Annotated in this window: 33 protein-coding genes; 10 read left to right on the forward strand and 23 right to left on the reverse strand. The window is 66.7% G+C overall.

Features of this window, described 5'->3' with window-relative positions; all coding sequences use genetic code 11:
• The first annotated feature begins 30 nt into the window (after nucleotides 1–30).
• The 3 genes from secF to H7V21_RS13840 are packed head-to-tail and all read left to right on the forward strand — an operon-like array spanning nucleotide 31 to nucleotide 2,549.
• Nucleotides 31–996: a protein translocase subunit SecF gene (gene secF, locus H7V21_RS13830; protein ID WP_188054288.1), complete on the forward strand. Its 966-nt coding sequence runs from the start codon at nucleotides 31–33 to the stop codon at nucleotides 994–996.
• The gene (locus H7V21_RS13835; RefSeq protein ID WP_188054289.1) at nucleotides 996–1,379 is read left to right on the forward strand and encodes an Mth938-like domain-containing protein; all 384 of its coding nucleotides are present in this window, start codon (nucleotides 996–998) and stop codon (nucleotides 1,377–1,379) included. The genes secF and H7V21_RS13835 overlap by 1 nt, the downstream gene beginning before the upstream one ends.
• Before the next feature lie 36 nt (nucleotides 1,380–1,415).
• Nucleotides 1,416–2,549 carry a DUF3089 domain-containing protein gene (locus H7V21_RS13840; RefSeq protein WP_188054290.1) on the forward strand — a complete coding sequence of 378 codons (1,134 nt, stop codon included), beginning with the start codon at nucleotides 1,416–1,418 and terminating at the stop codon, nucleotides 2,547–2,549.
• Between the two features lie 33 nt (nucleotides 2,550–2,582).
• Here the strand turns inward: H7V21_RS13840 and H7V21_RS13845 are convergent, their stop codons facing one another.
• Together H7V21_RS13845 and H7V21_RS13850 are read right to left on the reverse strand one after the other, a co-directional pair.
• The gene (locus H7V21_RS13845) at nucleotides 2,583–2,759 is read right to left on the reverse strand and encodes a hypothetical protein (RefSeq protein WP_188054291.1); all 177 of its coding nucleotides are present in this window, start codon (nucleotides 2,757–2,759) and stop codon (nucleotides 2,583–2,585) included.
• Nucleotides 2,760–2,829: 70 nt separating this feature from the next.
• Nucleotides 2,830–4,023 carry a glycosyltransferase gene (locus tag H7V21_RS13850; RefSeq protein WP_188054292.1) on the reverse strand — a complete coding sequence of 398 codons (1,194 nt, stop codon included), beginning with the start codon at nucleotides 4,021–4,023 and terminating at the stop codon, nucleotides 2,830–2,832.
• A gap of 135 nt (nucleotides 4,024–4,158) precedes the next feature.
• Here H7V21_RS13850 and H7V21_RS13855 point away from each other — a divergent pair, with 135 nt between their 5' ends.
• From H7V21_RS13855 to H7V21_RS13865, 3 genes are all read left to right on the forward strand, one after another.
• Nucleotides 4,159–4,587 carry a cupin domain-containing protein gene (locus H7V21_RS13855; protein ID WP_188054293.1) on the forward strand — a complete coding sequence of 143 codons (429 nt, stop codon included), beginning with the start codon at nucleotides 4,159–4,161 and terminating at the stop codon, nucleotides 4,585–4,587.
• 563 nt (nucleotides 4,588–5,150) lie between these two features.
• The gene (locus H7V21_RS13860; protein ID WP_188054294.1) at nucleotides 5,151–5,657 is read left to right on the forward strand and encodes a DUF421 domain-containing protein; all 507 of its coding nucleotides are present in this window, start codon (nucleotides 5,151–5,153) and stop codon (nucleotides 5,655–5,657) included.
• On the forward strand, nucleotides 5,657–6,022 hold the full coding sequence (locus tag H7V21_RS13865; RefSeq protein ID WP_188054295.1) for a DUF1622 domain-containing protein: 366 nt from the start codon (nucleotides 5,657–5,659) through the stop codon (nucleotides 6,020–6,022). The genes H7V21_RS13860 and H7V21_RS13865 overlap by 1 nt, the downstream gene beginning before the upstream one ends.
• A 5-nt stretch (nucleotides 6,023–6,027) precedes the next feature.
• Here H7V21_RS13865 and H7V21_RS13870 read toward each other — a convergent pair whose 3' ends face one another.
• The 6 genes from H7V21_RS13870 to H7V21_RS13895 all read right to left on the reverse strand — a co-directional run bounded on the left by H7V21_RS13870 (nucleotide 6,028) and on the right by H7V21_RS13895 (nucleotide 8,380).
• Nucleotides 6,028–6,423, reverse strand: coding sequence for a hypothetical protein (locus H7V21_RS13870; protein WP_188054296.1), 396 nt, complete (start codon nucleotides 6,421–6,423; stop codon nucleotides 6,028–6,030).
• A gap of 25 nt (nucleotides 6,424–6,448) precedes the next feature.
• Nucleotides 6,449–6,895, reverse strand: a complete 447-nt coding sequence (locus H7V21_RS13875) for an OsmC family protein (RefSeq protein ID WP_188054297.1) — start codon at nucleotides 6,893–6,895, stop codon at nucleotides 6,449–6,451.
• Nucleotides 6,896–6,919: 24 nt separating this feature from the next.
• Entirely contained in the window at nucleotides 6,920–7,255 is a 336-nt protein-coding gene (locus H7V21_RS13880; protein WP_188054298.1) for a hypothetical protein, read from the reverse strand.
• A 62-nt stretch (nucleotides 7,256–7,317) separates the two neighbouring features.
• Nucleotides 7,318–7,518: a hypothetical protein gene (locus tag H7V21_RS13885; protein WP_188054299.1), complete on the reverse strand. Its 201-nt coding sequence runs from the start codon at nucleotides 7,516–7,518 to the stop codon at nucleotides 7,318–7,320.
• Between the two features lie 62 nt (nucleotides 7,519–7,580).
• Nucleotides 7,581–7,793, reverse strand: a complete 213-nt coding sequence (locus tag H7V21_RS13890) for a cold-shock protein (RefSeq protein WP_188054300.1) — start codon at nucleotides 7,791–7,793, stop codon at nucleotides 7,581–7,583.
• Nucleotides 7,794–8,164: 371 nt separating this feature from the next.
• Nucleotides 8,165–8,380: a hypothetical protein gene (locus tag H7V21_RS13895; RefSeq protein WP_188054301.1), complete on the reverse strand. Its 216-nt coding sequence runs from the start codon at nucleotides 8,378–8,380 to the stop codon at nucleotides 8,165–8,167.
• 240 nt (nucleotides 8,381–8,620) lie between these two features.
• Here H7V21_RS13895 and H7V21_RS13900 point away from each other — a divergent pair, with 240 nt between their 5' ends.
• Nucleotides 8,621–8,866 carry a hypothetical protein gene (locus tag H7V21_RS13900; RefSeq protein WP_188054302.1) on the forward strand — a complete coding sequence of 82 codons (246 nt, stop codon included), beginning with the start codon at nucleotides 8,621–8,623 and terminating at the stop codon, nucleotides 8,864–8,866.
• A gap of 33 nt (nucleotides 8,867–8,899) precedes the next feature.
• Here H7V21_RS13900 and H7V21_RS13905 read toward each other — a convergent pair whose 3' ends face one another.
• The 12 genes from H7V21_RS13905 to H7V21_RS13960 form a co-directional block, all read right to left on the reverse strand.
• Nucleotides 8,900–9,109 (reverse strand): cold-shock protein, encoded by a 210-nt coding sequence (locus tag H7V21_RS13905; RefSeq protein WP_188054303.1) that lies wholly within the window; start codon nucleotides 9,107–9,109, stop codon nucleotides 8,900–8,902.
• A gap of 151 nt (nucleotides 9,110–9,260) precedes the next feature.
• The gene (locus tag H7V21_RS13910; RefSeq protein ID WP_188054304.1) at nucleotides 9,261–9,530 is read right to left on the reverse strand and encodes a type II toxin-antitoxin system RelE/ParE family toxin; all 270 of its coding nucleotides are present in this window, start codon (nucleotides 9,528–9,530) and stop codon (nucleotides 9,261–9,263) included.
• Nucleotides 9,527–9,709, reverse strand: a complete 183-nt coding sequence (locus H7V21_RS13915; protein ID WP_188054305.1) for a stability determinant — start codon at nucleotides 9,707–9,709, stop codon at nucleotides 9,527–9,529. Before H7V21_RS13915 ends, H7V21_RS13910 begins: the two co-directional genes overlap by 4 nt.
• Before the next feature lie 137 nt (nucleotides 9,710–9,846).
• Complete coding sequence (locus H7V21_RS13920) at nucleotides 9,847–10,041, reverse strand: hypothetical protein (protein ID WP_188054306.1); 195 nt, start codon at nucleotides 10,039–10,041, stop codon at nucleotides 9,847–9,849.
• A gap of 243 nt (nucleotides 10,042–10,284) precedes the next feature.
• Nucleotides 10,285–10,503, reverse strand: coding sequence for a hypothetical protein (locus tag H7V21_RS13925; protein WP_188054307.1), 219 nt, complete (start codon nucleotides 10,501–10,503; stop codon nucleotides 10,285–10,287).
• The gene (locus H7V21_RS13930; protein WP_188054308.1) at nucleotides 10,478–11,038 is read right to left on the reverse strand and encodes a hypothetical protein; all 561 of its coding nucleotides are present in this window, start codon (nucleotides 11,036–11,038) and stop codon (nucleotides 10,478–10,480) included. The genes H7V21_RS13925 and H7V21_RS13930 overlap by 26 nt, the downstream gene beginning before the upstream one ends.
• 90 nt (nucleotides 11,039–11,128) lie before the next feature.
• Nucleotides 11,129–13,114 carry an ATP-binding protein gene (locus H7V21_RS13935; protein WP_188054309.1) on the reverse strand — a complete coding sequence of 662 codons (1,986 nt, stop codon included), beginning with the start codon at nucleotides 13,112–13,114 and terminating at the stop codon, nucleotides 11,129–11,131.
• A 50-nt stretch (nucleotides 13,115–13,164) separates the two neighbouring features.
• Nucleotides 13,165–16,230 carry an excinuclease ABC subunit UvrA gene (gene uvrA, locus H7V21_RS13940; protein ID WP_188054310.1) on the reverse strand — a complete coding sequence of 1,022 codons (3,066 nt, stop codon included), beginning with the start codon at nucleotides 16,228–16,230 and terminating at the stop codon, nucleotides 13,165–13,167.
• Between the two features lie 114 nt (nucleotides 16,231–16,344).
• Nucleotides 16,345–16,632: a UvrB/UvrC motif-containing protein gene (locus H7V21_RS13945; protein WP_188054311.1), complete on the reverse strand. Its 288-nt coding sequence runs from the start codon at nucleotides 16,630–16,632 to the stop codon at nucleotides 16,345–16,347.
• 188 nt (nucleotides 16,633–16,820) lie between these two features.
• Nucleotides 16,821–19,001: a TonB-dependent receptor gene (locus H7V21_RS13950; RefSeq protein WP_188054312.1), complete on the reverse strand. Its 2,181-nt coding sequence runs from the start codon at nucleotides 18,999–19,001 to the stop codon at nucleotides 16,821–16,823.
• A gap of 43 nt (nucleotides 19,002–19,044) precedes the next feature.
• Nucleotides 19,045–19,224: a hypothetical protein gene (locus H7V21_RS13955; RefSeq protein ID WP_188054313.1), complete on the reverse strand. Its 180-nt coding sequence runs from the start codon at nucleotides 19,222–19,224 to the stop codon at nucleotides 19,045–19,047.
• Nucleotides 19,221–20,387: a PepSY-associated TM helix domain-containing protein gene (locus H7V21_RS13960; protein ID WP_188054314.1), complete on the reverse strand. Its 1,167-nt coding sequence runs from the start codon at nucleotides 20,385–20,387 to the stop codon at nucleotides 19,221–19,223. The genes H7V21_RS13955 and H7V21_RS13960 overlap by 4 nt, the downstream gene beginning before the upstream one ends.
• A gap of 186 nt (nucleotides 20,388–20,573) precedes the next feature.
• Between H7V21_RS13960 and H7V21_RS13965 the strand changes: the two genes are divergently transcribed.
• From H7V21_RS13965 to H7V21_RS13975, 3 genes are all read left to right on the forward strand, one after another.
• Nucleotides 20,574–21,449: a dienelactone hydrolase family protein gene (locus H7V21_RS13965; RefSeq protein WP_188054315.1), complete on the forward strand. Its 876-nt coding sequence runs from the start codon at nucleotides 20,574–20,576 to the stop codon at nucleotides 21,447–21,449.
• 153 nt (nucleotides 21,450–21,602) lie between these two features.
• Entirely contained in the window at nucleotides 21,603–22,160 is a 558-nt protein-coding gene (locus H7V21_RS13970) for a hypothetical protein (protein ID WP_188054316.1), read from the forward strand.
• Nucleotides 22,161–22,199: 39 nt separating this feature from the next.
• Nucleotides 22,200–22,493 (forward strand): hypothetical protein, encoded by a 294-nt coding sequence (locus H7V21_RS13975; RefSeq protein WP_188054317.1) that lies wholly within the window; start codon nucleotides 22,200–22,202, stop codon nucleotides 22,491–22,493.
• A 90-nt stretch (nucleotides 22,494–22,583) separates the two neighbouring features.
• On the opposite strand, the gene H7V21_RS13980 is transcribed toward H7V21_RS13975, so the two are convergent.
• The 3 genes from H7V21_RS13980 to H7V21_RS13990 are packed head-to-tail and all read right to left on the reverse strand — an operon-like array spanning nucleotide 22,584 to nucleotide 24,340.
• Nucleotides 22,584–23,363 (reverse strand): crotonase/enoyl-CoA hydratase family protein, encoded by a 780-nt coding sequence (locus tag H7V21_RS13980; protein ID WP_188054318.1) that lies wholly within the window; start codon nucleotides 23,361–23,363, stop codon nucleotides 22,584–22,586.
• 51 nt (nucleotides 23,364–23,414) lie between these two features.
• Complete coding sequence (locus H7V21_RS13985; protein WP_188054319.1) at nucleotides 23,415–23,897, reverse strand: vgr related protein; 483 nt, start codon at nucleotides 23,895–23,897, stop codon at nucleotides 23,415–23,417.
• Entirely contained in the window at nucleotides 23,897–24,340 is a 444-nt protein-coding gene (locus H7V21_RS13990) for a copper chaperone PCu(A)C (protein ID WP_188054320.1), read from the reverse strand. The genes H7V21_RS13985 and H7V21_RS13990 overlap by 1 nt, the downstream gene beginning before the upstream one ends.
• Nucleotides 24,341–24,357 lie beyond the last annotated feature (17 nt).

The raw sequence follows: 24,357 nt of genomic DNA on the forward strand, positions 1-24,357 counted from the left end.
TCGCCGACCGGCGAGTGAGGATTGATTGAAATGCGTCCGCTGAAACTCGTACCCGAGAACACGAACATCGACTTCCTCGCGGTGCGCCATATCGCGACCGGGCTTTCGGTGCTGTTGATCATTGCCTCGATCGCGCTGGTTGCGATCCGCGGGCTGAACTTCGGCGTCGATTTCGCGGGCGGGCAGATGGCGCGAGTCGAATTCCAGCAGGCGGTTCCGATCGACGAGATCCGTGATCGGATCGACAGCCTGGGACTGGGGGAAAGCTCGATCCAGCAGTTCGGCGACGAGCGCAGCGTGGCCATCCGCCTGCCGCTGCCCCCCGGCGGCGATAGCGCCTCCGAGGAGGCAAGCACGCGCATCCGCAGCTTCATCGAGCAGACCTGGCCGGGCGCGCACATCAGCTCGGTCGACGCGGTTTCGGGCAAGGTGTCCGAGGAGCTGTTCGTCAAGGGCGCGTGGGCGCTTGCGCTCGCGATGGGCGCGATCGCGATCTACATCTGGATCCGGTTCGAGTGGCAGTTCGGCGTCGGCGCACTGTTCTCGCTCGCGCACGACGTGGCGCTGACCTTCGGCTTTTTCGCACTCACGCAGCTCGAGTTCAACCTGAACACGGTCGCGGCGATCCTGACGATCATCGGCTATTCGCTGAACGATACGATCGTGGTGTACGACCGAGTACGCGAGAATTTGCGGAAGTACCGCAAGATGGAAATGATTCCGCTGCTCAACCTCTCGACCAACGAGACGCTGGCACGCACGATCGTGACGTCGTTGACGCTGATCATCGCGCTGGCCACGCTGGTGCTCGTCGGCCCCGAAGTGATCTTCGGCTTCTCGGCCGCGATGCTGCTGGGCATCGTGATCGGCACCTATTCGTCGATCTACATCGCCAATCCGATCCTGATCTGGACCAAGGTGGGGACCGACAGTTTCGTTCCGAAGGAGCGCGGGCCCGAAGGCGCCGAGCGCGTGCAGGCCAAGGAAGTCCCCTGATGCGGATGGACCGGAGCGGCGACGGCGAAGGCCCCGTCATCTCCGGCTTTTCAGGCCGCGGCTTCGTGATCGACGGCGGCGTGTACGAGGGGCTTTGGATAACGCCTGCGCGTGCCGACGGCTGGCTGCCGCCGTCGATCGAGAAATTGTCGGAAGCCCATCTTGCGCCGCTGCTCCAGCTCGATCCGCATCCCGAGTTTCTGCTGCTCGGCACGGGAGCGCGACTGATCCGCCCGCCGCAAGCGCTGACGGCAACGCTAGAGCGCCGCGGGATCGGCATCGAAGCAATGGACAGCCGCGCCGCGGCCCGCGCATGGGGGGTCCTGCGCGCCGAGCTCCGCTGGATCGCGGCCGCGCTCTATCCGCTCGACGCCGGAGCCTGAGGCGCGCTACCTTCCCGACAAACAGGGGAGGGTCGGATGTTTGCAATACTCGCCGCCACGCTTGCGCTCGCCGTACCGGCACAGGATGCCGCGGGGCAGCCGCTTCCGGACTATCGCGAGGGTGCGAACTGGCTCTGCCGGCCGGGGCGGGAGGATGCCTGCACCCAGGATCTGACCGCCACGGTGATCGCAGCCGACGGAAGCCGGAGCATCGAGCGGTTCGAGCCCGCAGCCGATCCGGCGTTCGACTGTTTCTATGTCTATCCCACCGTCTCGAACGATCCCGGTGGTAACAGCGATCTAGTTCCCGGCGACGAGGAGCGGCGAGTGATCCGGGTGCAGGCCGCTCGGTTCCGTGCGCAGTGTCGCGTCTTCGCACCGGTCTATCGCCAGGGCACGCTCACTGCGTTGCGCATGAACCGGCCGCGCGACCGGGAGATGGGCTATCGTGACGTGAAGGCGGCGTGGGAAGACTATCTGGTGCACGATAATGCGGGCCGCGGGGTTGTTCTGATCGGGCACAGCCAGGGCGCCTATGTGCTGACGCAGCTCCTTGCGCGCGACATCGAAGGAACGCCAGCCGCCGATCGGCTGATCTCGGCGATGCTGATCGGCGCCAATGTGCCCGTCGCGGAAGGTGGCGATACCGGAGGCGCCTTCCGTTCGACGCCGCTGTGCCGGAGCGCGGATGCATATGGGTGCGTCGTCACCTATGTCACCTTTCGCGCCGATGCGCCGCCGCCCGAGGATAGCCGGTTCGGTGCCACGGAAACCGCGGGCACGCGGGTGGGCTGCACCAACCCGGCGGCTCTGGCGGGTGGCGAAGCAGCCGGGGATGCATATTTCAGCGCCGCGAGCAGCTTTGTCGAAGGAATGGGAGAGGCCAGCGCTTGGACGTCAGACGGTGCGCCGGTGGAGACGCCGTTCGTCAAAGTGCCAGGACTGGTCTCGCTGGAATGTGTCGTGCGGGGCAGGTTCGACTATCTGGCGGCAAGCGTGAACGCCGACCCGGCCGATCCGCGCGCTGACGATATCCCGGGCGATGTCCGGATCGGGCCCAATCTGGTGCCGCAGTGGGGGCTGCACCTGATCGACATGAACGTGGCCATGGGCGACCTCGTCGCGCTGGCGGGCCGCCAGGCAGAATCCTGGGGGGCGGCCCGCAACTGACAGGGCGAGGGCGCTCCGCCTCGCAGGCCTTCCTCAACTGCCCTTGGGTTCCGGGTGGCCGACATCGTCCGCCGGGTTGAAGTCGCGGGGCGGGTGAACCTGGTCGGCAGGCCGATTGAGGGTATCGTTCGGAAGACCGGCGTCGCCGTCCTTCTGATGCTCGGTCGAGATATTGTCGGGGCGGGTGCTGTCCGGACGCCGGTCGGCCATGATCCTTCTCCATTTGATCTGATCTCAGGAGAAAAACCCGTGACGGCGTCGCAGGTTGCGACGGGCGCGATCAGCGAGAGCGCGCGCCCGGGCGGCGATGGTCTGCGACGAGGCGGCCGTAATAGTCCATGAGCTGGGCCGCGTTGGCGGGCCAGGTGAAGCGTTCCGCAGCGGCGCGCACGTCATGCGGCTCCGGTGGTTGGGCAAGACGCTCGCTCAGCGCTGCGGCGAAGGCTTCCGGCGTGCGATCGACGATGGCGCCGGCGGCTTTGCGATCAAGGACTTCGCGCGCACCGCCGACGTCAGGGATCACGATAGGCGTTCCGCTCGCCAGAGCCTCCAGCCATGCGTTTGCGAGCCCTTCGGAAGCTGATGCCAGCGCCATCGCATCCGCTGCCGCGAGCACGTTCGGAATGGCGGTGTGCGGGATCGGCCCCGCCAGCCGGACACGGTCGCCGAGGCCGCGTTCGGCGATCCGAGCGGCGAGGCGTGTGCGCTCAGGGCCCTCACCGACGATCCACAGCGAGACGTTCGGAAGCAGCGCCATTGCGTCGATCACGACATCGTGCCGCTTGACCGGCGTAAGCGAGCCGAGCGAGACGACGAGCGGCCCCTCTACACCGAGTTCAGCCTTGGCGGCGGCGCGCCTGCCAGGGATGAAGCGATCGAGATCGACGCCGGTGTAGCTTACTTCGATCTTCTCTCCGGGCATGCCCAGCGCGATCATATCTCGCCGGAGCGCCTGCGAAACCGCGAGCAATCCGTCGGCTGCCTGTGCTGCGGAGTTGAGCTGTCCGGCCACCGCGGAGTTGCTCGCCCAATGGGCGATGTCGGTGCCGCGCGCCTTGATCGAAACCGGGACGCCGAAGCGGCGGCCGAGCGCGATCGCTGCCACTCCGTCAGGAAAGAAGAACTCGGCGGCAATGAGATCGAACGGAAAATCGCGTCGCAGACTTGCAATCACCGGCGCTGCGGCGCGCGCCAGCATTGCGCCATGAAGCCGACCGCCGATCCCCGGCACATTGAGGAAGGCAGGGCGATGTACGTCCACTCCCTTCCACTGCTGCTGCCGGGGCGCCTCGGCGATCGGGCGATAACGCGCCAGCCGGTCCAGCGGAGGCGGAGGCAGCCCGCGCGGGGCAATGACGCGCAGCGACACATCGGGCCGCGCCGCGAGCCCCAGCGTCTGCCGCTCGACAAAAATGCCGAAGTTCGGTCGCGTCGCATCGGGAAAGAGCGTCGAAAGCGTTAGGAGGCGGAGCATCGCCTTCCTTGTAGCGCCCGATCGTTACCAACCCGCTCCATGGCATTGAGCATTCTCCCGGACGCGCCGATCCGAGCCGGGTTGCATCTGCGCGGCGTTCCCGCGAGTTCGGAGCGCGAACTCGCGGAGGCGGCAATGAGCGACGCACGGACGATCATCGATGCGCTGGAACTGGCTCCCCATCCCGAGGGAGGATGGTTTCGCGAAACCTGGCGCGCGACGGCGCGGGAAGGTGAGCGCGCCGCGGGCACCGCGATACTCTTCCTGCTCGAGCAAGGGCAGCGGTCGCATTGGCACCGAGTGGATGCCGACGAGATCTGGCTGTGGCACGGCGGCGCGCCGCTCGATCTGCATATCGCCGACGAGGCGGGAGACGACTGGGCCACCATCCGGCTTGGCGGCGATGTGCTCGGCGGCTACGCGCCCCAGGGGCTGGTGCCGGCGAATCGCTGGCAGGCGGCCCATGCCTCGGCAGGTTGGGCGCTCGTAAGCTGCACCGTCGTTCCGGGGTTCGAGTTCGCCGGGTTCGAGCTCGCTCCGCAGGGATGGAACCCCGGCAACTGAGGGCGCCACTCGTTACCCCCGTTATCCACGCTATCAACAGGCGTGAGGGGCGGCTTTGCGCTTTGCGCGACTCGGACGTCGTGAGAGCATCGAACCTGCAGCAAGACGAGAGCGCCGAGCGAAGTCGAAGCGACCCCGCCGAGCTGCACGGACGGAGCGGGCGCTGGTGCCTTTTGGAAACCGCGTCCGCTTCGACGGGGATGCCGCGCTGACGCGGAGGCCGGGGCACGATTGCCGCACTTGCGGCAGCACCGCACCGGCAGCCACGTGATCGCCATCCGAACCGCTTCGCCCAATCCCCGGACTGGGCGGGGCAGGCATCGAAGCCGGAGCGTCGTTCCCCCGGAAGGATGCTCTGGTCTCGGTGACCCGCGAAGCTCGCATGCCCTTGCCGGCGCGAGTGGAGCATGCCGCCGAAACCGGGCCGCCACGCCCATCCGGGCAGCGGCCGAAGTCCGGCGACAGGGGGCTGGCAGCGATGCCGGCCTCCATTTGCGTGCGGAGCTGGGCGCTTGAAGTGCATTGTCGCCGGAACCTTCGCGGCGGCGGGCCTTTGTTCGGACATGTTTTTCCAGGACCCAATGGCGTTGCTGCGCGTCGTGGTGATGGCAGTGGCGGCCTATATCGCGCTGATCCTCATCCTGCGCTTTTCCGGAAAGCGATCGCTCGCGAAGCTGAACGCGTTCGACCTCGTCGTGACGGTGGCCCTCGGGTCGACTCTCGCGACCATTTTGTTGAGCCAGCAAGTGACGCTTGCCGAGGGCGTGCTCGCCTTTGCGATGCTGGCGGGCCTGCAGTGGATCGTGTCGCGCGTGTCGATCGCCTCGCCCTGGTTCCGCAAGCTGGTCCGTGCGAACCCTCGGCTTCTGGTCGAGCATGGCCGCTACCGCCACGGCGCGATGGATGAGGAGCGAATCACCAGCGACGAAGTGGATGAAGCGATCCGCAACTCGGGTCTCGGGCGGATCGAACAGGTCGCCGCCGTCGTGCTGGAGACCGATGGATCGATGAGCGTCATCGCCGAAGGCGGCGAAGGCGAGCTGACTGCCTTGCGGTCGGTGGCGCGCTGATGTTGGGCGAAGAAGATGCCGTCGGCATGATTCATGCCATCACCCGCGTAGTGGAAGTGGCCGGGATCGCCACCATCTTGATGGGCGCGATCGTTTCCGCCGTATTCTTCGCACGAGCGCTGCTGACCCAGGGCGACCGGAAAGCTGCGTATAAGGGGCTGCGATCGAACCTCGGCCGGTCGATCCTGCTGGGCCTCGAGCTGCTCGTCGCGGCCGACATCATCAACACCGTCGCGATCGAGCCGACGCTGGAAAGCGTCGCAGTCCTCGCCGGGATCGTCGCGATCCGGACCTTTTTGAGCTTCTCGCTCGAGCTGGAGATTGAAGGCCGCTGGCCCTGGCAGGGGCACAAGACCGACAATTAGGCAGCTCACCCAGCGGTCGCGGTCGCCGCAGGACCGTTGCCGGGAAGATCCGCGGTTGCACGAAGGCCCCGCGCAACCAGCGTGTCGAGTACGGCGGCGGCGGCCACGAAGCCGAGCGCTCCCCAGACCAGCCGATTGCCCGGCGACTTGCGTGCCGCCAGCCCCAGCGCGCCGAGATCGAGCGCATCGCCCGCGACACGTGTCGCGACGCGGCCGGGGTTACCGGGGGCGCTGAGCAATGCGGCACCCGAAGCGAGTTCGCGCATGCCGAAACCGCGCACCGTGCCGGCATGACCGGGCACGTCCAGCGCCCGGGCGATGCGGCGGCCGGCCAGCAGTTCGGCAGCGCCGAGCGCCAGCGAGAACCAGCCGAGGCCAATGCTGATCTTGCGATAGTCCATGGGTGGTTCCTTCGTCCGGTCGTGCTCAGCCGTCGTTGCGGGCACGCCCGGCGAGCTGGATGGTGAGGCCGATTTCGGCGGTCAGCAGCTTCGAGACGGGGCAGTTCGCCTTTGCCTCGGTCGCCAGCTTCTCGAATTCGTCCTTGTCGATCCCCGGCACATCGGCATCGAGGGTGAGTTCGGAGCGTGTGATCGCGAAGCCTTCACCCTGCTTGTCCAGCGTCACGGCGGCGCGGGTGTTGAGCGTGCCATCGCTGAAGCCGGCGCGGGCCAGCGCGAAGCTGAGCGCCATGGTGAAGCAGCCGGCATGGGCGGCGGCGATCAGCTCCTCCGGATTGGTGCCGGGTTCGTCCTCGAACCGCGTGCCGAAGCCGTAGCGGCTCGAATCGAGCACGCCCGACTGGGTGCTCATCCAGCCCTTGCCGTCCTTGCCGAAGCCTTCGTAGCGCGCCGAAGCGGTGCGGGTGGTCATGCGTTCCTCCGATGCTGGTGGCGATCAGGTGCCGGCGGGGGCGCGGCCTTCCTTGACGTCGCTGCCGGCGACGAGCGTGGGCTTGCCGGTCGCGGGGCGGAGCGCGTCGCGCTCGCTTTCAGGCACCGGCGCAGTGGGATCGGGGCGGAAGGCTTCGGGAGCGCAGTGATCAGGGCCGGGATGCGGCTTGTCGGCCGCGAGATCGGGCGCCTCGTGCCCGCCCGCCAGAGCGCCGCGGCGGCGCCGGGCATAGCGGCCCGCCAGCGCCACCGCGCCGATCGCGAGGCTGCCCAGCGCGAAGCGGCGGAAGCCGCGGCGGGGCTGGTCCTGAGGAGCGGTATTCTTTTGCTTTTTTGCCATGACCTTGCCTGTCCTTTCGGGGTTGCCGAGAGAACGGACGGAGGCCAGCGGTGTTCCGGCGATCAGTCGGCGGTGGCGGGGGCGCCTGCCTTGGCGGCCTCGTTGCGCGCGCGCTGGGTGGCGACTCGCTCGGAGCGGACGGCCATGGCTTCCCACGCGGCCTGCGAGCGCAGGTGGCGATCGCGGACATTGGCGAGATCGGTGTCGGCGGCGAGCGTCGCTGCCTCGTCGGCGCGGGCGCGGAAGGTTTCGGCTTCGGTCATGACGGTCTCCGCGGAAGGGAAAGGAAAAACGGCGGCACCCGAAGGCGCCGCCGTGTCTCGTGTCAGTCCGCCGGCTGGAGGTTGCAGGCGGCCATCTTGCCGCGCTTGTCCTGCTCGAGCTCGTAGCTGACGCGCTGGTCCTGCTGGAGCGTCGTCATGCCCGCGCGCTCGACGGCGGAGATGTGGACGAACGCGTCCTGGCCGCCGTTGTCGGGCTGAATGAAGCCATAGCCCTTGTCGGCGTTGAAGAATTTGACGGTTCCGGTGGTGCTCATGTGATGTTCCTTCGATTGGCGGCGCGCCCAGCGTGGGCGGACCTCGTGCTGCGGAGGCAGGGAAAGAAGGAAAGCGGAGCCGCAAAGCACCAGTAACCGTCAGTTTGCGACTGTAGCCCCGGCAACATAGGGCTTCCGGCCCCGGTCCGCAATGGCGGGCCCGGAGCCGGGGGTGCGAACCCGCGGTTTTCCGCCGAAGGTCGCACTAAGGTCGCACCTCAACGCGCATGCTCAACGCTCATGTGCGCCCGCGCGATGAGGCGCACGCACGGCGGCCGCATGCGCTCCCGCACCCACCTCCGGCGTGGTATTCGAATACCCGAACGCAGCGAATGCAGCGCCACGTCCCCCCCCGATCCTCCCCCGCGCCGTCACCACACGCCGCCGCGGCGGCGCGGGCGCAGGAGCGCTTCGGTGCGGGCGCGGATGCGCGCGGCGTCGGGCGCCGCAGAAGCGGGCGCACCGATCCGCCCGGCGTCGCGCAGCGCGATCCAGGCGCGGACGGCAGGATGCGGGTCGTCGCGCCCGGCAGGGGCGACGCAGCCGGGCGCGAGCGGCGGCGGCGGATCGGAAGCGCGGCGGGGCATTGCGATGTCCTCGAATCGGGGCGGACTCGTCAGATATGCCGAAACCACGGCTGTAGGACAGCGGAAATTCTGCCGAGACGTTCGACCGCCGCTATTCGGCGCTTCTTCCTGCGCAATTCGCGCGGTATAGTGCACGGCGAGCTTCCCCGTATTCGGGAGTTCTGTGGCGTGATTTGCAAGAGACGAGAATCGGGTCGCGCGAAAAGGAGCTTTCGGAACATTGCGACGAGGGAGAGCGAGATGCAGACGATGCGACTGGAAAACGGCGTCGACGTGGAGGTGCAGCTGCTGCCCGCCAAGGGCGACGGCTATATGATCGTCCATTCGAAGGCGGGCGCGCAGCGCGCGGGCGGCCGCGTGGTCAAGACGATCACCTGCTGCTGCGGCGGCAAATGCGTGTCGACGACGTGCGAATATGACGAAGGCGAAGTGCCGTCGCCGCATTGCGACTGTTCGGACCCGGAATATCCCGGCGTTTCCTGCTGATCGATCGAAGGGGCCGCGCGCCGGCCCCTTCGGCTAGAGCGCGCGGAGATTTTCCGCGCTCACCTTGCCCCTGCGCGGATCGCACACCGCTTCAAAGGCGAGTTTCTGCCCTTCGTTCAGGCTGCCGAACCCGGCGCGGTCGACCGCGGAGACATGGACGAACACGTCGGCGCCGCCGTCGTCCGGCGTGATGAAGCCAAAGCCCTTGGTGCTGTTGAACCATTTCACGGTGCCGGTCGCCATCGCATCCCCTTTCGCTGCCGCAGAGCGCGGCGGCGCAGCGTGGCGGGCGGCGCGCGGGAAGGCGAGCGGGAATGCGGGGGTGAGCAGCAGTGCGCGGCGAGGGGCATCGCGGCACCTGCGCTGCGGGAGGCTGTGGCGCGCGGCGGCGAAGTCAGGGATACTCCCGGCGGGTGTGGAGGACGGCGAGAATCTCGATGCTTTCGCCGACGCGATCCACGAGGATGGTGGTGGGGTGGATCACCGCTTCGCGCGTGCCGGGGACGCGGCCCGGGCGGTGGAGATACGGATGATCGGGGAGCCGGTCTGCGGTGCGCAGGATGGCGTCGCGGAGCCGCCGGGCCGCCGATGGATTGCGCTCGGCGATATAGTCGGTGATGTCGAGCAGGCTCCGGCGCGCCTCCGGGCGCCAGATGAGCTTCACTTCGCCGTTTGCCGATGCTTGTCGATGATCGCCTGCATTTCGGCCATCACCTGATCGTGCGGAATGCCGGGGCCGGGAGACGCCATCGCGGCCTCCACCTTGGCGCGGAACCAGGCGTCATACGCCTCGGCTTCCTCGTCGGTGTCGAATTCGGACACGATTGGATCGAGCTTGCCCATGCGGGGAGTATAGCGCGGGCGGGCGGCGCGCGGAAGGCGCGGTGTGACCAGCAGCAGATCCCGCTGCAATGCCGCCGCGCATGTTCGCGCGGGCGACGCATTGCGTATCGTTTTGCCGGAATGGCTTCCGGCGGCGGTCAGCCCAGCACTTCGAGGACCGCGGCGCGCGCGACGGCGCAGGCATGCGCCGGCACCTTGGCGACCGGACGGACGCGGGGGGCGGGCGCTTTCGGCGTGAAATAGCCCGCATGGCGCGGCGCGAAGGCGGCGGCGAGCGGACGATTGGCAGGAGAAGTGATCTGGGTCGTTCTGATAAAATCTTTGAAGTTCATGGTGTTCCTGGTGAAATAAAGGCGCCGCCCGGACGGACGGCAGCCGCAATGCCCGCGTGCTTTCGAAATCAAGGTTCCGAATGGGTGCGAACGGGAATTTGATGGAGGCGCCGGTTCCGCGAGGTGCGGAAGCTGGCCGGGAGGGCCTGCGCCTGAGAAGGATATGGGGTGCGGGGGCGGGGGGTGCAAGGTGGGGCTGTACGGGGGTGCTTCTTCCCCGGCAGGTTGCGAGGCGGCGATGCCTTACCAGCGAAAGCCCTTGGCGGCAGCGAGGCGGTCGATCTCGGCGAGGAGCGCCTTCTTGCTCTCGGTGCGGCGGGCGCCGCTGTTGCGGGGAGCGTCGAGCGGCTGGCCGGTTTCCGCCTCGATCTCGGCACGACGGCGCGCGAGGTCGCGGCCATAGGCGGCCATGTCGATGGCCGGGCCGTAGTTGCGCTCAGCCTCTGAGGTCTTCGATGCCATGGTCGCCCAGCGTTTCGGTGCGGATACGCTGTTCAAGATAGGCGAGATCGAGTTCGGGATAAAGATCGGCAAGCTGCCGGGCCTGCGCGAGCAGATCGGGCGCGGTGCCGCTGGCGTACTGGCCCATGCGATCGGCGATCATGTCTTCGAGCGAGAGGATGCGCAGCGCGCCATCCGCGCCGGGCGCGTTGATCAGGCGAATGCGTACCGGATCGGGCGTGCCGCCCATCGGGCTCGACCCAACGACTTCGAAGCCGAGGCCGAGATCGGGATGCACCCAGCCGCGCGTCGCCTTGCCGGGGCCGGAGGGGCGGACGAAGCCGAGGCGTTGCAGTTCCTCCTCCAGCTCGGGCTGGACGGGCGAGGTGACGTCGATGTCGCCGGTCATCACCGCGCTGCCGGTGTAGAACTCGACCGCGCCGCCGCCGACGAGCACCGGGCGGGGGAGGCCGCGCGCCGCCATTGCTTCGCTGACCCGCGCGAGCAGGCGGAGCGCGGCGAGGAACTCCGGGCGCCAGGGGAGCGGGTCGGGCATCGCGAGAGTATCGGGCCGGGTAAGGGCGGTGTCGAGAGGTAGGGAGTTGGGTACTTCGTCCCGGAACTCCCCTGAAAACGTTGGCGACGCTCAGTCTTTGTACTTAGACTTTTGCCGAGCCTGCTCTTCAACTGGATTGACCAAAAAATTTATCAGATCTTCCAAGATCAGCACTTCGAAGTCCGGTTGCGACCCGCCACTATCGGGAAACGCTTGATGCGTGGCTCCATAAGCCAATCGAGCTCCTCCTTCATCTCCTACCAACAGCGAATTCAGGAAATACTTTTCTCTCCATTGCTTTTCAGCAGACCAACAAACCACTAAATTAATATGCTTTGCATACTTTGCTTCCGATAGAAACTCCCGTATTAAGGCATCGAGGTCATACTTATATTCTAGTACACGAGGCTCAGAAAGAAACGGGAAGTTCAGTCCTGAGTCTACGCCAAGGGGGCGATTCTCTTTGGAGAACTTTGTATCAGATTCGTCGTGGTAGGAAAGTTGAAACAAAGAGTCATATCTATCGCTTTGGGAGGTTGCGAAAAACTGGTACCCTCTCAATACTCCGAGCCCAATGAGTTCATGGAATAGAGCAATGACATCCTGCTCCTGCTGCGGTTTTGACAAAAGGGCCAGGGTGCCGCCAGGGGTCACAAGCGAAATCGAGTTCTTGTCTCGGTACTCCTCTTGTCGTTTCTTCCACTCGTGCAACTCTTTATCCGGAGCGACCGCGACAGCTCCAGTGTCCGGCTTTAGATGTTGCAGATAACGTTTGAAGATGGTGACGCAGCGGACTGCAATCGTTTCACCCAAGTCTGTAAGCTCAGGCTGGAAAACCTTGCGGCCCATGTCTGGGCTTCCGTCTGTGAAATGTACCACAACGTGTGAGTTTGCCTGATACCCGATGGTGCTGGTTAGTGGAATAATTGATAGGTCACCCTGGACCATGAAATCTGAGGCCATCTGCAAGCCACCATGGATAACCCGTTGTCCCTTTCGCAACATTAGCTCATCGTCGTTGAAAGATCCCCAGATCTTCGCTGACCGGAGAAAGCAAGCATAAGCGACAACATTATGCCGCTCGATGAGCGATCGATGCTCATCGGTTAGCGCCGACGCAAACCAACCGGTCTCGTCGGCCAAATCCTCCTTTGTATAGATTTCCCACAAGCAATCGAGGCGCTTGAAGTCGCTAGCCAGCTTAGCAAAGCGCTGGTCGGGGCTACCCTGAATCTTGGAAAGAGCCTGCTCTACGTCTTTCACCGTCGCGGATTTGAGATCCGCCATTTCATGTGGATAGAAGTATTCCGGCTGTAATGCGTCATGCGTCGTGATTGTGTTGTCGATGTCGACGACCTTAATCGATACATGAGGTCGAAACTTTCCTGTATTGAGATACACTCCTCCCAGAGGGCTCTTAATCCGTAAGACCTCATACCACTGTTTGGCATTTCGTGCGCCGAGCCACCCCAAATCACGCGGGCGCTCGCCCGCAAGGCCGCCGAGTATAACTTCGACAGCCGTCCCGTCATCGCCGAGGCCCAACTCCGGGACCTTAAAGGACTCGGCTTCGAAAGCCGGCCGAGGGATCGACTCGCTGTAATCCTGTGCCCACTGCCTGCCATTTCGAAGAATGGCCGCGACTTCATGACCAGCTTTCCTTGTGTGTGCCCGCAAAACGGAAAAGCCGTATGCCAGAAAAGTAGCGCCAACGCCTTTTTGACCGCGGGCCTCCTTTGGTTGCTTAAAGCTGACATTCGGCTTCAAAAAAAACTTAAACTGATCAAGCGACATCCCAGTGCCGTTATCCACAACACGAACACGAGAATTCGGGATGTCTACCGTAATCCAAACCTTTGGCTGATAGTCTTCTCCAGCCATGCGCTGCTTAGCCTCCATAGCGTCAAGGCTATTCTGAAGCGTCTCCGAGAAAAGGTCAAAGTAGCCCGTATAGGACTTGAGGATATTTTGAACGATGCGGCGATTTGCCTGGTTAAGCAGCGCCTCATTTTCGTCTGCAGCATATCCGGTGGCTAGCGGATCGAATCCATCAATCGAGCCCGAGCTGTCGGTCATTCCTTCCCCCCAAAAAGCTCCCGTTAAACTAGCAATGGCGCGAGAAAAATCTACTCCGCTGCCACGCTCCGCCGTACTCCAGACTGCTTCAGCAACGGCGCAAGATACTTCCCCGTATAGCTCCGCGGCTCCTTCACCACCTGTTCAGGCGTACCCTCCGCCACAATCTCCCCGCCTTTGACGCCGCCCTCCGGCCCCAGGTCGAGGATCCAGTCGGCGGTCTTGATGACGTCGAGGTTGTGCTCGATCACCACCACCGTATTGCCCTGTTCGACCAGCGCGTGGAGCACTTCGAGGAGTTTGCGCACGTCCTCGAAATGGAGGCCGGTGGTGGGTTCGTCGAGGATGTAGAGCGTGTTGCCGGTGGCGCGGCGGGCGAGTTCCTTGGCGAGTTTGACGCGCTGCGCCTCGCCGCCCGACAGGGTGGTCGCCTGTTGCCCCACCTTGACATAGCCGAGGCCGACTTCGGCAAGCATCGCCATCTTGTCGCGGATCGGGGGCACGGCCTTGAAGAATTCGACGGCATCCTCGACGGTCATGTCGAGCACGTCGGCGATGCTCTTGCCCTTGAACTTCACTTCCAGCGTCTCGCGATTGTAGCGCGCGCCGTGGCACACGTCGCATTCGACATAGACGTCGGGGAGGAAGTGCATCTCGATCTTGAGCACGCCGTCGCCCTGGCACGCCTCGCACCGGCCGCCCTTGACGTTGAAGCTGAAGCGGCCGGGCTTGTAGCCGCGCGCCTGCGCCTCGGGCAGCCCGGCGAACCAGTCACGGATGTTGGTGAAGGCGCCGGTGTAGGTTGCCGGGTTCGAGCGCGGGGTGCGGCCGATGGGCGACTGATCGATGTCGATCACCTTGTCGAGATGCTGGAGGCCGCTGATCTTGTCGTGACGCCCCGCGAGGATGCGCGCGCCGTTGAGCTGGCGCGCGGCGGCGGCGTAGAGCGTGTCGATGGTGAAGCTCGACTTGCCCGACCCCGAGACGCCGGTGATGCAGGTGAAGGTGCCGAGCGGGATCGACGCAGTGACGCCGGTGAGGTTGTTCGCGGTGGCGTTGTGCACCGTGAGCTTCTTGCCGGTGCCCTTGCGGCGCTTGGGCGGCACGGGGACTTCGCGGGTGCCGTTGAGATAATCGGCTGTGACCGAGCCTTGCGTCGCGAGGATTTCGGGGAGCGTGCCGCGCGCGACGACCGCGCCGCCGTGGACGCCCGCGCCGGGGCCCATGTCGAGGATATAGTCGGCGCTGCGGATCGCATCCTCGTCATGCTCGACCACCAGCACGGTGTTGCCGAGATCGCGCAGGCGGCGCAGCGTGGCGAGCAGCATGTCGTTGTCGCGCTGGTGGAGGCCGATCGAGGGCTCGTCGAGCACGTAGAGCACGCCCGAGAGGCCGCTGCCGATCTGGCTGGCGAGGCGGATGCGCTGGCTCTCGCCGCCCGAGAGCGTGCCGCTGGTGCGATCGAGGTTGAGGTAATCGAGGCCGACGTTGTTGAGGAAGCCGAGCCGCTCGTCGATTTCCTTGAGGATGGCGCGGGCGATCTCACGCTGCTGGTCGGTGAGGTGGTTGGGCAGGTCGGCGAACCATTGCAGCGCGTCGACCACGCTGAGGCGCGTGGCGTGGCTGATGTGCTCGCCGGCGACCTTGACCGCCAGCGCCTCGGGCTTGAGGCGCGCGCCGCCGCAGGTCTCGCAGGGGTGGCTCGCCTGATATTTGGAGAGCTCCTCGCGCATCCAGGCGCTTTCGGTCTGGAGCATGCGGCGGTTGAGGTTGCCGATCACGCCCTCGAACGGCTTCTTCACGTCATAGCTCTTGCGGCCGTCGACGAAGGTGAGCGTGACGGGCTTGCCCCTGGTGCCGTGGAGGATGGTGTCGCGGATTTCGGGCGGGAGCTCGGCCCAGGGGGTTTCGAGGCTGAAGCCGAATTCGCGCGCGAGGCTGCCGAGCACCTGCATGTAATAGGGGCTGGGCGGATTGGATTTCGCCCAGGGGACGATCGCGCCCTTTTTGAGGCTGAGGTCCTCGTTGGGGACGACGAGGCCCTCGTCGAATTCGAGCCGCTCGCCGAGGCCGTCGCACGCGGGGCAGGCGCCCTGCGGCGCGTTGAAGCTGAACAGGCGGGGTTCGATCTCGGGGATGGTGAAGCCCGAGACGGGGCAGGCGAAGCGTTCGGAGAAGACGATGCGGTTTTCGGGGATGCCGGCGCCTTTCATCGCGCCGCCAACCGCGTTCCCCTCCCGCATGCGGGAGGGGTTAGGGGTGGGCTCGCGCTCGCCATCGAGGAGGTCCGTCGTATCAGCGCGAAACGCTTGCGGCGCTTCGTTGACGCTGGCCGGGAGCCCACCCCCGGCCCCTCCCGCAGGCGGGAGGGGGGAGGCGAGGTCCGCCACCCTCGCATCTACCAGATCGACGTACGCCAGCCCGTCGGCCAGCTTGAGCGCCGTTTCGAAGCTGTCGGCCAGCCGCGTCGCGATATCCTCGCGCACCACCAGGCGATCGACGACGACTTCGATGTCGTGCTTGTACTTCTTGTCGAGCGCGGGGGCCTCTTCGATCAGATGGGTCTCGCCGTCGATGCGGACGCGCTGGAAGCCGGCCTTCTGCCACTCGGCGAGCTCCTTGCGATACTCGCCCTTGCGGCCGCGCACGACGGGCGCGAGGAGCAGCAGGCGGGTGCCCTCGGGCAATGCCAGCACGCGATCGACCATCTGGCTGACCGTCTGCGCCGCGATCGGCAGGCCGGTGGCGGGCGAATAGGGCACGCCGACGCGTGCCCAGAGCAGGCGCATGTAATCGTAGATCTCGGTGACCGTCGCGACGGTGGAGCGCGGGTTGCGGCTCGTCGTCTTCTGCTCGATCGAAATGGCGGGGGAGAGGCCCTCGATATGATCGACGTCGGGCTTCTGCATCATCTCGAGGAACTGGCGCGCATAGGCGCTCAAGCTCTCGACATAGCGGCGCTGGCCCTCGGCATAGATGGTGTCGAACGCGAGGGACGACTTGCCGCTGCCCGACAGGCCGGTGATCACCGTCAGCGTATCGCGCGGGATATCGACCGACACGTCCTTGAGATTATGCTCGCGCGCGCCGCGGACGCTTATATGGCTTAGGCTCATTCGGGAAGTTCTACTTCTGTTCTGAAGGCGGGTACAGAGGGGAGATAGGGGCGCGGTGCTGCGAGTGCGAGGGGCGCGGCGCGGCGGGGCGGCACGCGCGGGGTCGGCGCGGCGTCAGTCGCGCGCGCCGTCGCGCCGGTTGCGGCCGCGCGTCAGCGGATCGGGCTTCTTCGGCGGGGTCCAGCCTTCGGGGCGGCTGGGGCGGCCGCGTGAGGTTCCGAGCCCCATCGCGCCGGGCTGTTGGCGGGTGAGCCCGCTGGTGTCGGCGCCCGCGGCGGCAGCGCCATCGGCGCCGCCGCGCAGCAGGTTGATCCGATCGCGCAGCCGCCGCGCCTCCTCGAACTCCATCGCCTCGGCAGCGGCCTCCATCCGGGCGCGGAGCGTTTCGATCGTGTCGGTCATGGCGGGGGTAACGCGGGGAGCGCATTGGGGGTGCCGTGGTATCGCCTCGGCAGGGGTAGTCTATAGGTCGCCGCTTGGCGTTCGCGTGCGGCAGGTGGTGCGCGAGGAAGCGAACGTGCTGCCCGACTTCTTCGCCCAAATCTGAGCCGCGGCGTCCGGCGGGGGCGCGCTGCCCCCGCCGGCGTGGCTTACAGTTCGAGCGAGGCGGACAGCTTGAAGGTGCGCGGGGCGCCTTGCAGCAGGTCGGGACGGAAGCTGTCGAAGGCGGAGGCCCAGTAGCGTGCGTTCGCTACGTTATCGACGCTGAAGCGCAGCGTGAGCGGCATGTTGCCCGCCACCGCGACGTAGCGCGCGCCGAGATCGAAGCGCGTCCAGTCTTCGAGGAACAGCGTGTTGGCGATATTAGCGGGCTGTTCGCCGGTGTGGACAACGCGGCCGGTGAGCGTCAGCCCGCGCGCGAAGGGGAGATCCCATTCGGCGTTGGCGTTGACCAGATATTCCGGCACGCCGACCGCCTGATTGCCTTCGTTGACTCCGCCCTGCGTGCGCCGCAGCTTCGCGTCGATCACCGATCCGCCCGCGATGAGGCGCAGCCCGTCGAGCGGCTCGGCCTCGAAGCTCACCTCGATGCCGCGGTGGCGCTGGATGCCGAATGGCCCGAAGACGAGCATGTCGGTGGAGTCGGGATCGGGGGTAAGGATCGCGATCGCGCGATCGGTGCGGAACAGCGCGATGCCGGCGCTGAAGCGTGGGGCGATGTATTTCGCGCCTACTTCGATCTGTTCGGAGCGCGTGGGGGAGAGCACCTCGCCCGCGTTGCGCACGGGCAGCGTGCCGCCGCCGTCCGGGTTCGCGCCGCTCGCCGGGGCGGTCGCGCCCTGTACCAGCGCCTCGATATAATTGCCGTAGAGCGAGATGCGGTTGGTGGGCTTCACGACGAGGCCGAAGACGGGGGTGACGGCGCTCTCGCTGTATTCGCCCGTCTCCTCTTCCGTGAAGGCGGAATAGGAAGTGGCGGTGATCGTCTGGAGCCGCAGCCCGGCGGTGGCGAGGATGCGATCGTTCCAGAGGCCGATCGTGTCCGACGCGAAGGCGCTGCCGAGGCGGGTGCGCGAAATGGGGAAGGGATCGTCGAGGTCGCCGCCGGCGAAGGTGACGGTGGTGGAGCGCGGGACGACGATTGGATCGTAGATGTTGTTGAGGACCGGCGAGACTGCGTAGAATTCATAGGCGTTGCGGTTGACCAGCCAGTTCATCGACCCGCCGAAATTGACTTCATGGCTGATCCCGCCGTGCGCCAGCTTCGCGCGAAGCCCCGCGGTGGCGGCTTCGTTGTTGTCGGTGCGCGGAATGAACGAGCTCGAGACGCTGGCCGCGCCGGTGTCCGCGTCGAGCAGCGTAAGGCTGCTGTAGACGCCCGATTCCGAGCCGTCGCGCGCGCCGAACGCGGCGTAGAGCATCGCGTTTTCGCCGAGATCATATTCGGCGCGGAACTGGCCGAAAATGTCGCGCAGCGTGGTTTCCTGCCACGGCTGGCCATAGTTGACATCCGCGTCGGGAACACGCGGAACGACTCCGTTGACGGTGAGCTTGGGGCGCAGGCGGCGCACTTCGACGCGCTGATAGGCGAGATCGAGCGAGAGGCGGAGCGGGCCGGCGGCATAGTCGATCGCGCCGCCCAGCACCGCGGTTTCGCGGAACTCGTCGGTGATCGAGACATCGCCGCTACGGAACGCGCCGTTGAGCCGCACGCCCCATGCGCCGCCCGCGCCGAAGCGGCGGCCAATGTCGAAACTGCCGCCGAAATGCTCGTCGGAATTGTAGATCGCGGAGACGCGCGCGAGCGGATCGTCGGTGGCGCGCTTGGGGATCAGGTTGACGCTGCCGCCGATGCCCGATCCGCCCGGAGCCGCGCCGTTGAGGAAGGCGCTCGCGCCGTTCAGCACCTGCACCGACTGGTAGAGCTCGGGCGCGATCAGCTGACGCGGGGTGATGCCGTAGAGCCCGTCGAAGCCGACATCGTCGCCCGCCAGCGCGAAGCCGCGGATGACGAACTGTTCGGCGGCGTTGGCGAAACCGTAGCTGGTGCGGACGGTGGGGTCGTTCTCGAGCACCTGCCCCAGCGTATAGGGTTGCTGGTTGCGGATCAGCGTCTCGTCATAGCTGCGGATGCTGAACGGGATGTCTTCGGCGGGCTTGTCGCCGAGCACGCCCGCGCTGCCGCCGCGTTCCACCCCGGTGGCGTTCTCGCGCTGTGCGGTGACGATGATTTCCTCGGCGGTGCGGCTTTCCTGCGCTGCGGCGGGCAGCGCGAGCGCGGCCGCCGAAGCGCCGAGCAACAGCCGGATCGCGATACGAGAAGTCACCATAGTCTCTCATTTCCCCATGTGAGCGCGACAGCGTCGCGCCGTTTCAGAATTTGCGGACGCGCATCGCCCAGGCCACTGCCGCGACCGGAATGCCGAGTCCCACCCAGGCGATCCCATCGCGCCAGCCATCGCCGGTGAGCGCCGCGACGAGCCCGACGAATCCGGCAAGCGCGATGAGAAGCGGCAGCGCGAACACCGCTCCGGCCGAACGCGCGCGACTCATGCCGCGGCGATCGCTTCGCCGCCGCTCGCCACTTCGCGGACATGCGCGTCGGGAGAGGCGCGGCGCTTGCCGAGCCAGAGATAGACGCCGCTCGCCAGCACGACGATCGTGAACAGATCGAGCGCGGCCCAGAGCAGCTTGAGCGGCAGCCCGCCATAGTCGCCGAAATGCAGCGGGCGCGAGAGCGAGAGCGCCTGATAATACCAGGGCATGGGCCGCGCATCGGTGAAGACGCCGGTTTCCGCGTCGATCAGCGCGGGCGTGAGCAGTTGCTGCGTCAGCGGCGTATCGCCCTGGAAGAACACCGCATAATGATGCTTCGAGCTGAAGCTGCCGCCCGGAAAGGCGATGAACTGGGGATTGTTTCCGGGCAGCGCCTTGCGCGCCTGCGCCATCGCGGCGTCAAGCGAGCCGTAGCGCGAGGGCGGTAGCGGATCCTGCCCGGCATATTCGCGCGTCATCGCGGCAAGCTCGTTCGCCTGCCACGCCTGGTTGATCGGCGTGGCGAGCGCGTTGATGATGCCGGTGACGCCCACCGCCGCCATCCACGCGACGCCGACGATGCCGAGCAGATTGTGATAGTCGAGCCACTTGAGGCGCCGGCTGCGCGAAACGCGCAGCGTGCCGAAATCGAGCTTTCGCATGAAGGGCGCGTAGAGCACGACGCCCGAAACGATCGCGATCACGAAGAGCAGCCCCATCGCGCCGAGGAACAACATGCCCGGCAGCCCGAGGAACATGTCGGTGTGGAGCTGGAGCAGGAAGTGCATAACGCCGCTTTCGTCCGCCTGCCCGGTGCGCGCGCCCGTCGAGCGATCGAAGAACAGGAGCGTCATGTCGTGCGCGGGGGAATCGGGGCGCGGCGCGGTGGTGACGGTGATCGCGGGCTGATCATTGTCGAACGCCATATAGACGGGCACTTCGCCCGGCCGCGCGGCGAGCGCGCGCGCAAGCATCGCGTCGAGCGGCAGCAGCCCCGGCGCGTCGCTGGAGGAGCCGACGCCAGGCATGCCATATTCGGGCGTGGCTTCGGTGAGCCGATCGATCTCGTCGTGGAAAATGAGCGGCAGCCCGGTGACGCAGAGCATCAGCAGGAAAAGCGTGCAGGCAAGGCTCGTCCACTTATGGACGAGGAACCATGCACGTATCGATGCCCGTCCCACGACGACCCCTTATCAAGAACGCTTCGCATTAGCGCTTAGGCGCGCACGGGCGGGACCGCAAGCCTCGCGTAACAAAGTTGCATCGTCGCGCGAACGAGGCGCGGCGGGCGCGGCGCAGTACTTCTGTCGCCGCGAAAACTGCGCTATTCGTCGGGTTCGGCCGATCGGCTGCGAAGGGAAGCGACCATGTGCGAGCGCGACAATCTGGAAGCATGGAGCCGGCAGGGCGGGTTCGACTGGGCGATGAACCGGCGGCGATTCGTCGCGGCGGGTGCGCTGGGAGCGCTTGCCGCCTGCGCGCCGCGTGCAGAGGAGGATGCGGGCGGGCTGATCGAGGAGAGGGTTTCCGTGCCCTCGCCCGACGGGACGATCGACGCCTTTTTCGTGGCGCCGGCGAGGGGTCAGCATCCGGCGGTGCTCACCTGGCCCGACATCGCGGGGTTGCGCGAGGCGTTCAAGGTGATGGCGCGGCGGCTGGCGGCGCAGGGCCATGCCGTGCTGGTGGTGAACCCCTATTATCGTGCGATGGCTGCGCCGCAGTTCGCCGACTTCGCCGCGTTTCGCGCGCAGGGCGGGTTCGAGAAAGTGGGGCCGTGGCGCGCGGCGCTGACGCCCGACGCGGTGATGCGCGACGCAACCGCAGCAGTGGCGTGGCTCGACGCGCGCGACGAGGTGGACAGCGGGCGCGGCGTGGGCACCAACGGCTATTGCATGGGCGGGCCGTTCACTGTGTACAGCGCGGCGGCGGTGCCCGGGCGGGTGCGTGCGGCGGCGTCGCTGCACGGCGGCGGGCTGGTGCGCGAGGACGATCCCCAATCGCCGCACCGGCTGCTGGACGCGACTCGCGCGGCCTATCTGTTCGCGATCGCGCAGAACGACGATGCGCAGGAGCCCGAAGCAAAGACGGTGCTGCGCGCGGCGGCGCAGGCGGCGGGCGTGCCGGCGCAGGTGGAAGTCTATCCCGCCGACCATGGTTGGACGGTGATCGACAGCCCCGCCTATGATTCGGCGGCGGCCGAGCGGGCATGGGCGGCAATGAGCGCGCTGTTCGCACGGCTCTAGAATCGGCCGATTATCGCCGTCGAGGAGCGGTTCGGCTCAAAAAAAGCACAGGATCGCGGATATTTGCCGCGCCCGCTCCGTTCATCGGAGAGCAAGGGACGCGCAGCGGCGACGCGTGCGCCCCGGTTCTCAATCGAACAGGAGTGATACCGCATGGCAGAAATTCCGATCGAGAAGAAAAAGGGCGTACCCGGATGGATCTGGGCCGTATTGGCGCTGATCATCCTTGCGCTGCTGCTCTGGGCCTTCCTCGGCGACGACGACGACGATGTGCTTGTGACCGAGCCGGTGCCGGTGACCGCCCCCGCCGAAACCACGCCGATGACCGACAATATGGCGATGGAGACGACCGAGTCCGACGCGCCGATCACCGACCTGACGACTATCACCGGCGCGACCGACAATTCGATCGTCGGCCGCGAAGTCGATCTGACAGGCATCAACGTCGTCGAAATGCGCAGCGATGCCGGCTTCTGGATCGCCGATGCGAGCGGCGAGCGAGTCTATGTCGTGCTCGACGAGCAAATCGACCGCAGCAACAACGTCGAGGGCCGAGTCAACGTCGATGCCGGCGATACCGTGGCGATCCGCGGTGCGATCCGTGATGCAGCCGGCGGCATCCCGGAGGATACGGTGATCTATAACGATCGCGCGCGTCCGCTGCCCGATGGCGTCGAGCGGTACATCTACGCACAGGCGGTGACGAAGTAAGCGCCGCATCGCCCCCCGACAGAATTCATGGAGAGAAACATGACCAAGGAACATGACGTCCGCGAACTGGACGGACTCGACAAATGGGAGCTGAAGCATCCCGAGCAGGACCTTCGCGGCAAGCAGCTGATGTCGCCCGAAGGCCAGCAGATGGGCCGGATCGATGACATGCTGGCCGATCTCAATCGCGAGGAAGTGATCGCGCTGCGGATGGAGGACGGCAAGATCGTCAACGTCGACAATATCGACATTCGCGACGGCGTGCCCGTGCTGGTGACGCCGGCGGGCCCCGGCGGCCGCGCACAGATCGCGACGTTCGGCCGGCGGCGCTGAATGCGGGAGCCGGCGCCGCCGGCTCCTCCCCACCATTCGACCAACTGCCCTTCCCATCGGCGATGGGGAGGGCTTCTTTATGCGCCGAGTTTATGCGCCGAAGCTGCCGCCGCGGCCGGCGCCGCCCGAGAAGCGGCCGGCGCCGGCATGGCCTTCCTCGCGCAGCGGGCGTTCGCCGCCCTCGGCTTCGGCGCGCAGCGCGTCTTCGAGCGGCAGGTTCCATTGAGCGAGCGCCGAGGCGCGGTCGGCGCGCATGCAGCGCGGGGGGAAGGCGGCGATTTCCTGGGCCAGCGCAACCGCGGCGGCGCGTGCCTGCCCCTCGGGCGCCAGCCGGTCGGCGAGGCCGATCGCATGCGCCTCGCGCGCGTCGACCGGGCGGCCGGTGAGGATCATGTCCATCGCCCGGCCCTGGCCGACCAGGCGCGGTAGCCGGATCGTGCCGCCGTCGATCAGCGGCACGCCCCAGCGGCGGCAGAACACGCCGAACACGGCTGCCTCCGACGCGACGCGCAAGTCGCACCAGAGCGCGAGTTCGAGCCCGCCGGCAACGGCATGCCCCTCGACCGCGGCGATCACCGGCTTCGAAAGCGTCGCGCGGGTGGGGCCCATCGGGCCGGGACCGGCGGCGTCATAGGGCGGCGGATCGCTGGCGACGGCGTGGAGATCATAGCCGGAGCAGAAGCTGCCGCCCGCGCCGGTGAGGACGGCGACCTTCGCCTCGGCGTCGGCGTCGAAGGCGGCGAAGGCATCGCGCAGCGCGACCGCAGTGGCGGGATCGACGGCATTGCGGCGGTGCGGCCGATCGAGGGTCACGATGGTGATCGCGTCGCGGGTTTCGATCTTGATCGGCCGGGAGTCTGCGGAGGACATCGCATCGAGTGTCGCGGCGTTCGCGGGCAAGTCAATCGTGCGGCGCAGCACTCAGAAGGGCAGCAGGCTTTCGTAGCTGCTCAGCCCCGGCGCGCCGGCGACGGCGCAGCCGCGGCGGAGCAGGAAGGCGTGGCGGACGATTTCGGCCTGCTGCTCGATGCCGTAGCGGTGGAGCGGGCGGCCGGGCCTGAAGCTGTAGCCGTACCGGCAGAAGGGGTGGCGCACGAGTGGCAGGAAGATGCCGCGCTGATGCTGCCAGACGTGCACCATTTCGTGAATGAACAGCCCCTGGAGGGTGAGCGGCGCATCGGCGAAGTCGGGGCGGTAGAGGCCGCCGGCGGGATTGAAGTGAATCGAGCCGAGCGGCGCCATGGTGGTGCTCCTCGGCTGGAAGAAGATCCACTTGCGGTTGTGGACCCGGACCCGCGCGTAGTCGATCGCGCCGTCGAACACCGAACGCGCGAGCCTGATCTCGCCGGGCGTGAGCGGCCGCCCGGCGACTTCGCCGTCGCTCGCCGGTGCGGTGCGGAGCATCAATCCTCGGGCGCGGGATCGGCGGGCCCGACCACCTGCGCCTCGACTTCGATCTCGCGGCCCTCGGCGAATTCGAAGCGCAGCGGCACCGGCGTGCCGGCTCGCACATTAGGGCTGATGTCATAGACCATGACGTGCTTGCCGCCGGGTTCGAAAGCGAGCGTGCCGCGCGCGGGAATCGGAACGTCGCCGATCGGCTCCATCGTCATGCGGCCGTCGTGATGCATGCTTTCGTGCATCTCGGTCCGCAGCGCGAAGGGCGCACGCACTGCGACGAGCGTGGCGGGATCGGCGCCGCCCTCGATCGTGAAATAGGCCGCGCCCGGATTGGCCGCGACCGCGGGCAGGCGCACCCAGGCATCGGTGACGGCAACTTCCTCGGCCGGCTGCTGGCAACCGGCGAGCAGGGCGAGGGCGACCGCAGGTGCTGCAATCCTGAACATGGCGGCGGCGGCTCCTT

The organism is Sphingosinithalassobacter sp. CS137, assembly GCF_014334115.1.
Taxonomy (GTDB): domain Bacteria; phylum Pseudomonadota; class Alphaproteobacteria; order Sphingomonadales; family Sphingomonadaceae; genus Sphingomonas.

Bases quoted from the DNA above. Each gene is read 5' to 3' on its own strand.
- H7V21_RS13905 (WP_188054303.1), bottom strand. From the start codon at position 9,109: ATGGCGACCGGCACCGTGAAATGGTTCAACAGCACCAAGGGCTTTGGC.
- H7V21_RS13840 (WP_188054290.1), top strand. From the start codon at position 1,416: ATGTTTGCAATACTCGCCGCCACGCTTGCGCTCGCCGTACCGGCACAG.
- H7V21_RS13925 (WP_188054307.1), bottom strand. From the start codon at position 10,503: ATGGCATCGAAGACCTCAGAGGCTGAGCGCAACTACGGCCCGGCCATC.
- H7V21_RS13895 (WP_188054301.1), bottom strand. From the start codon at position 8,380: ATGCCCCGCCGCGCTTCCGATCCGCCGCCGCCGCTCGCGCCCGGCTGC.
- secF (WP_188054288.1), top strand. From the start codon at position 31: ATGCGTCCGCTGAAACTCGTACCCGAGAACACGAACATCGACTTCCTC.
- H7V21_RS13860 (WP_188054294.1), top strand. From the start codon at position 5,151: ATGTTTTTCCAGGACCCAATGGCGTTGCTGCGCGTCGTGGTGATGGCA.
- H7V21_RS13935 (WP_188054309.1), bottom strand. From the start codon at position 13,114: ATGACCGACAGCTCGGGCTCGATTGATGGATTCGATCCGCTAGCCACC.
- H7V21_RS13885 (WP_188054299.1), bottom strand. From the start codon at position 7,518: ATGACCGAAGCCGAAACCTTCCGCGCCCGCGCCGACGAGGCAGCGACG.
- H7V21_RS13835 (WP_188054289.1), top strand. From the start codon at position 996: ATGCGGATGGACCGGAGCGGCGACGGCGAAGGCCCCGTCATCTCCGGC.
- H7V21_RS13850 (WP_188054292.1), bottom strand. From the start codon at position 4,023: ATGCTCCGCCTCCTAACGCTTTCGACGCTCTTTCCCGATGCGACGCGA.
- H7V21_RS13865 (WP_188054295.1), top strand. From the start codon at position 5,657: ATGTTGGGCGAAGAAGATGCCGTCGGCATGATTCATGCCATCACCCGC.
- H7V21_RS13930 (WP_188054308.1), bottom strand. From the start codon at position 11,038: ATGCCCGACCCGCTCCCCTGGCGCCCGGAGTTCCTCGCCGCGCTCCGC.
- H7V21_RS13975 (WP_188054317.1), top strand. From the start codon at position 22,200: ATGACCAAGGAACATGACGTCCGCGAACTGGACGGACTCGACAAATGG.
- H7V21_RS13980 (WP_188054318.1), bottom strand. From the start codon at position 23,363: ATGTCCTCCGCAGACTCCCGGCCGATCAAGATCGAAACCCGCGACGCG.
- H7V21_RS13945 (WP_188054311.1), bottom strand. From the start codon at position 16,632: ATGACCGACACGATCGAAACGCTCCGCGCCCGGATGGAGGCCGCTGCC.
- H7V21_RS13955 (WP_188054313.1), bottom strand. From the start codon at position 19,224: ATGAGTCGCGCGCGTTCGGCCGGAGCGGTGTTCGCGCTGCCGCTTCTC.
- H7V21_RS13970 (WP_188054316.1), top strand. From the start codon at position 21,603: ATGGCAGAAATTCCGATCGAGAAGAAAAAGGGCGTACCCGGATGGATC.
- H7V21_RS13950 (WP_188054312.1), bottom strand. From the start codon at position 19,001: ATGGTGACTTCTCGTATCGCGATCCGGCTGTTGCTCGGCGCTTCGGCG.
- H7V21_RS13890 (WP_188054300.1), bottom strand. From the start codon at position 7,793: ATGAGCACCACCGGAACCGTCAAATTCTTCAACGCCGACAAGGGCTAT.
- H7V21_RS13875 (WP_188054297.1), bottom strand. From the start codon at position 6,895: ATGACCACCCGCACCGCTTCGGCGCGCTACGAAGGCTTCGGCAAGGAC.
- H7V21_RS13915 (WP_188054305.1), bottom strand. From the start codon at position 9,709: ATGGGCAAGCTCGATCCAATCGTGTCCGAATTCGACACCGACGAGGAA.
- uvrA (WP_188054310.1), bottom strand. From the start codon at position 16,230: ATGAGCCTAAGCCATATAAGCGTCCGCGGCGCGCGCGAGCATAATCTC.
- H7V21_RS13880 (WP_188054298.1), bottom strand. From the start codon at position 7,255: ATGGCAAAAAAGCAAAAGAATACCGCTCCTCAGGACCAGCCCCGCCGC.
- H7V21_RS13900 (WP_188054302.1), top strand. From the start codon at position 8,621: ATGCAGACGATGCGACTGGAAAACGGCGTCGACGTGGAGGTGCAGCTG.
- H7V21_RS13920 (WP_188054306.1), bottom strand. From the start codon at position 10,041: ATGAACTTCAAAGATTTTATCAGAACGACCCAGATCACTTCTCCTGCC.
- H7V21_RS13845 (WP_188054291.1), bottom strand. From the start codon at position 2,759: ATGGCCGACCGGCGTCCGGACAGCACCCGCCCCGACAATATCTCGACC.
- H7V21_RS13990 (WP_188054320.1), bottom strand. From the start codon at position 24,340: ATGTTCAGGATTGCAGCACCTGCGGTCGCCCTCGCCCTGCTCGCCGGT.
- H7V21_RS13870 (WP_188054296.1), bottom strand. From the start codon at position 6,423: ATGGACTATCGCAAGATCAGCATTGGCCTCGGCTGGTTCTCGCTGGCG.
- H7V21_RS13965 (WP_188054315.1), top strand. From the start codon at position 20,574: ATGTGCGAGCGCGACAATCTGGAAGCATGGAGCCGGCAGGGCGGGTTC.
- H7V21_RS13855 (WP_188054293.1), top strand. From the start codon at position 4,159: ATGAGCGACGCACGGACGATCATCGATGCGCTGGAACTGGCTCCCCAT.
- H7V21_RS13985 (WP_188054319.1), bottom strand. From the start codon at position 23,897: ATGCTCCGCACCGCACCGGCGAGCGACGGCGAAGTCGCCGGGCGGCCG.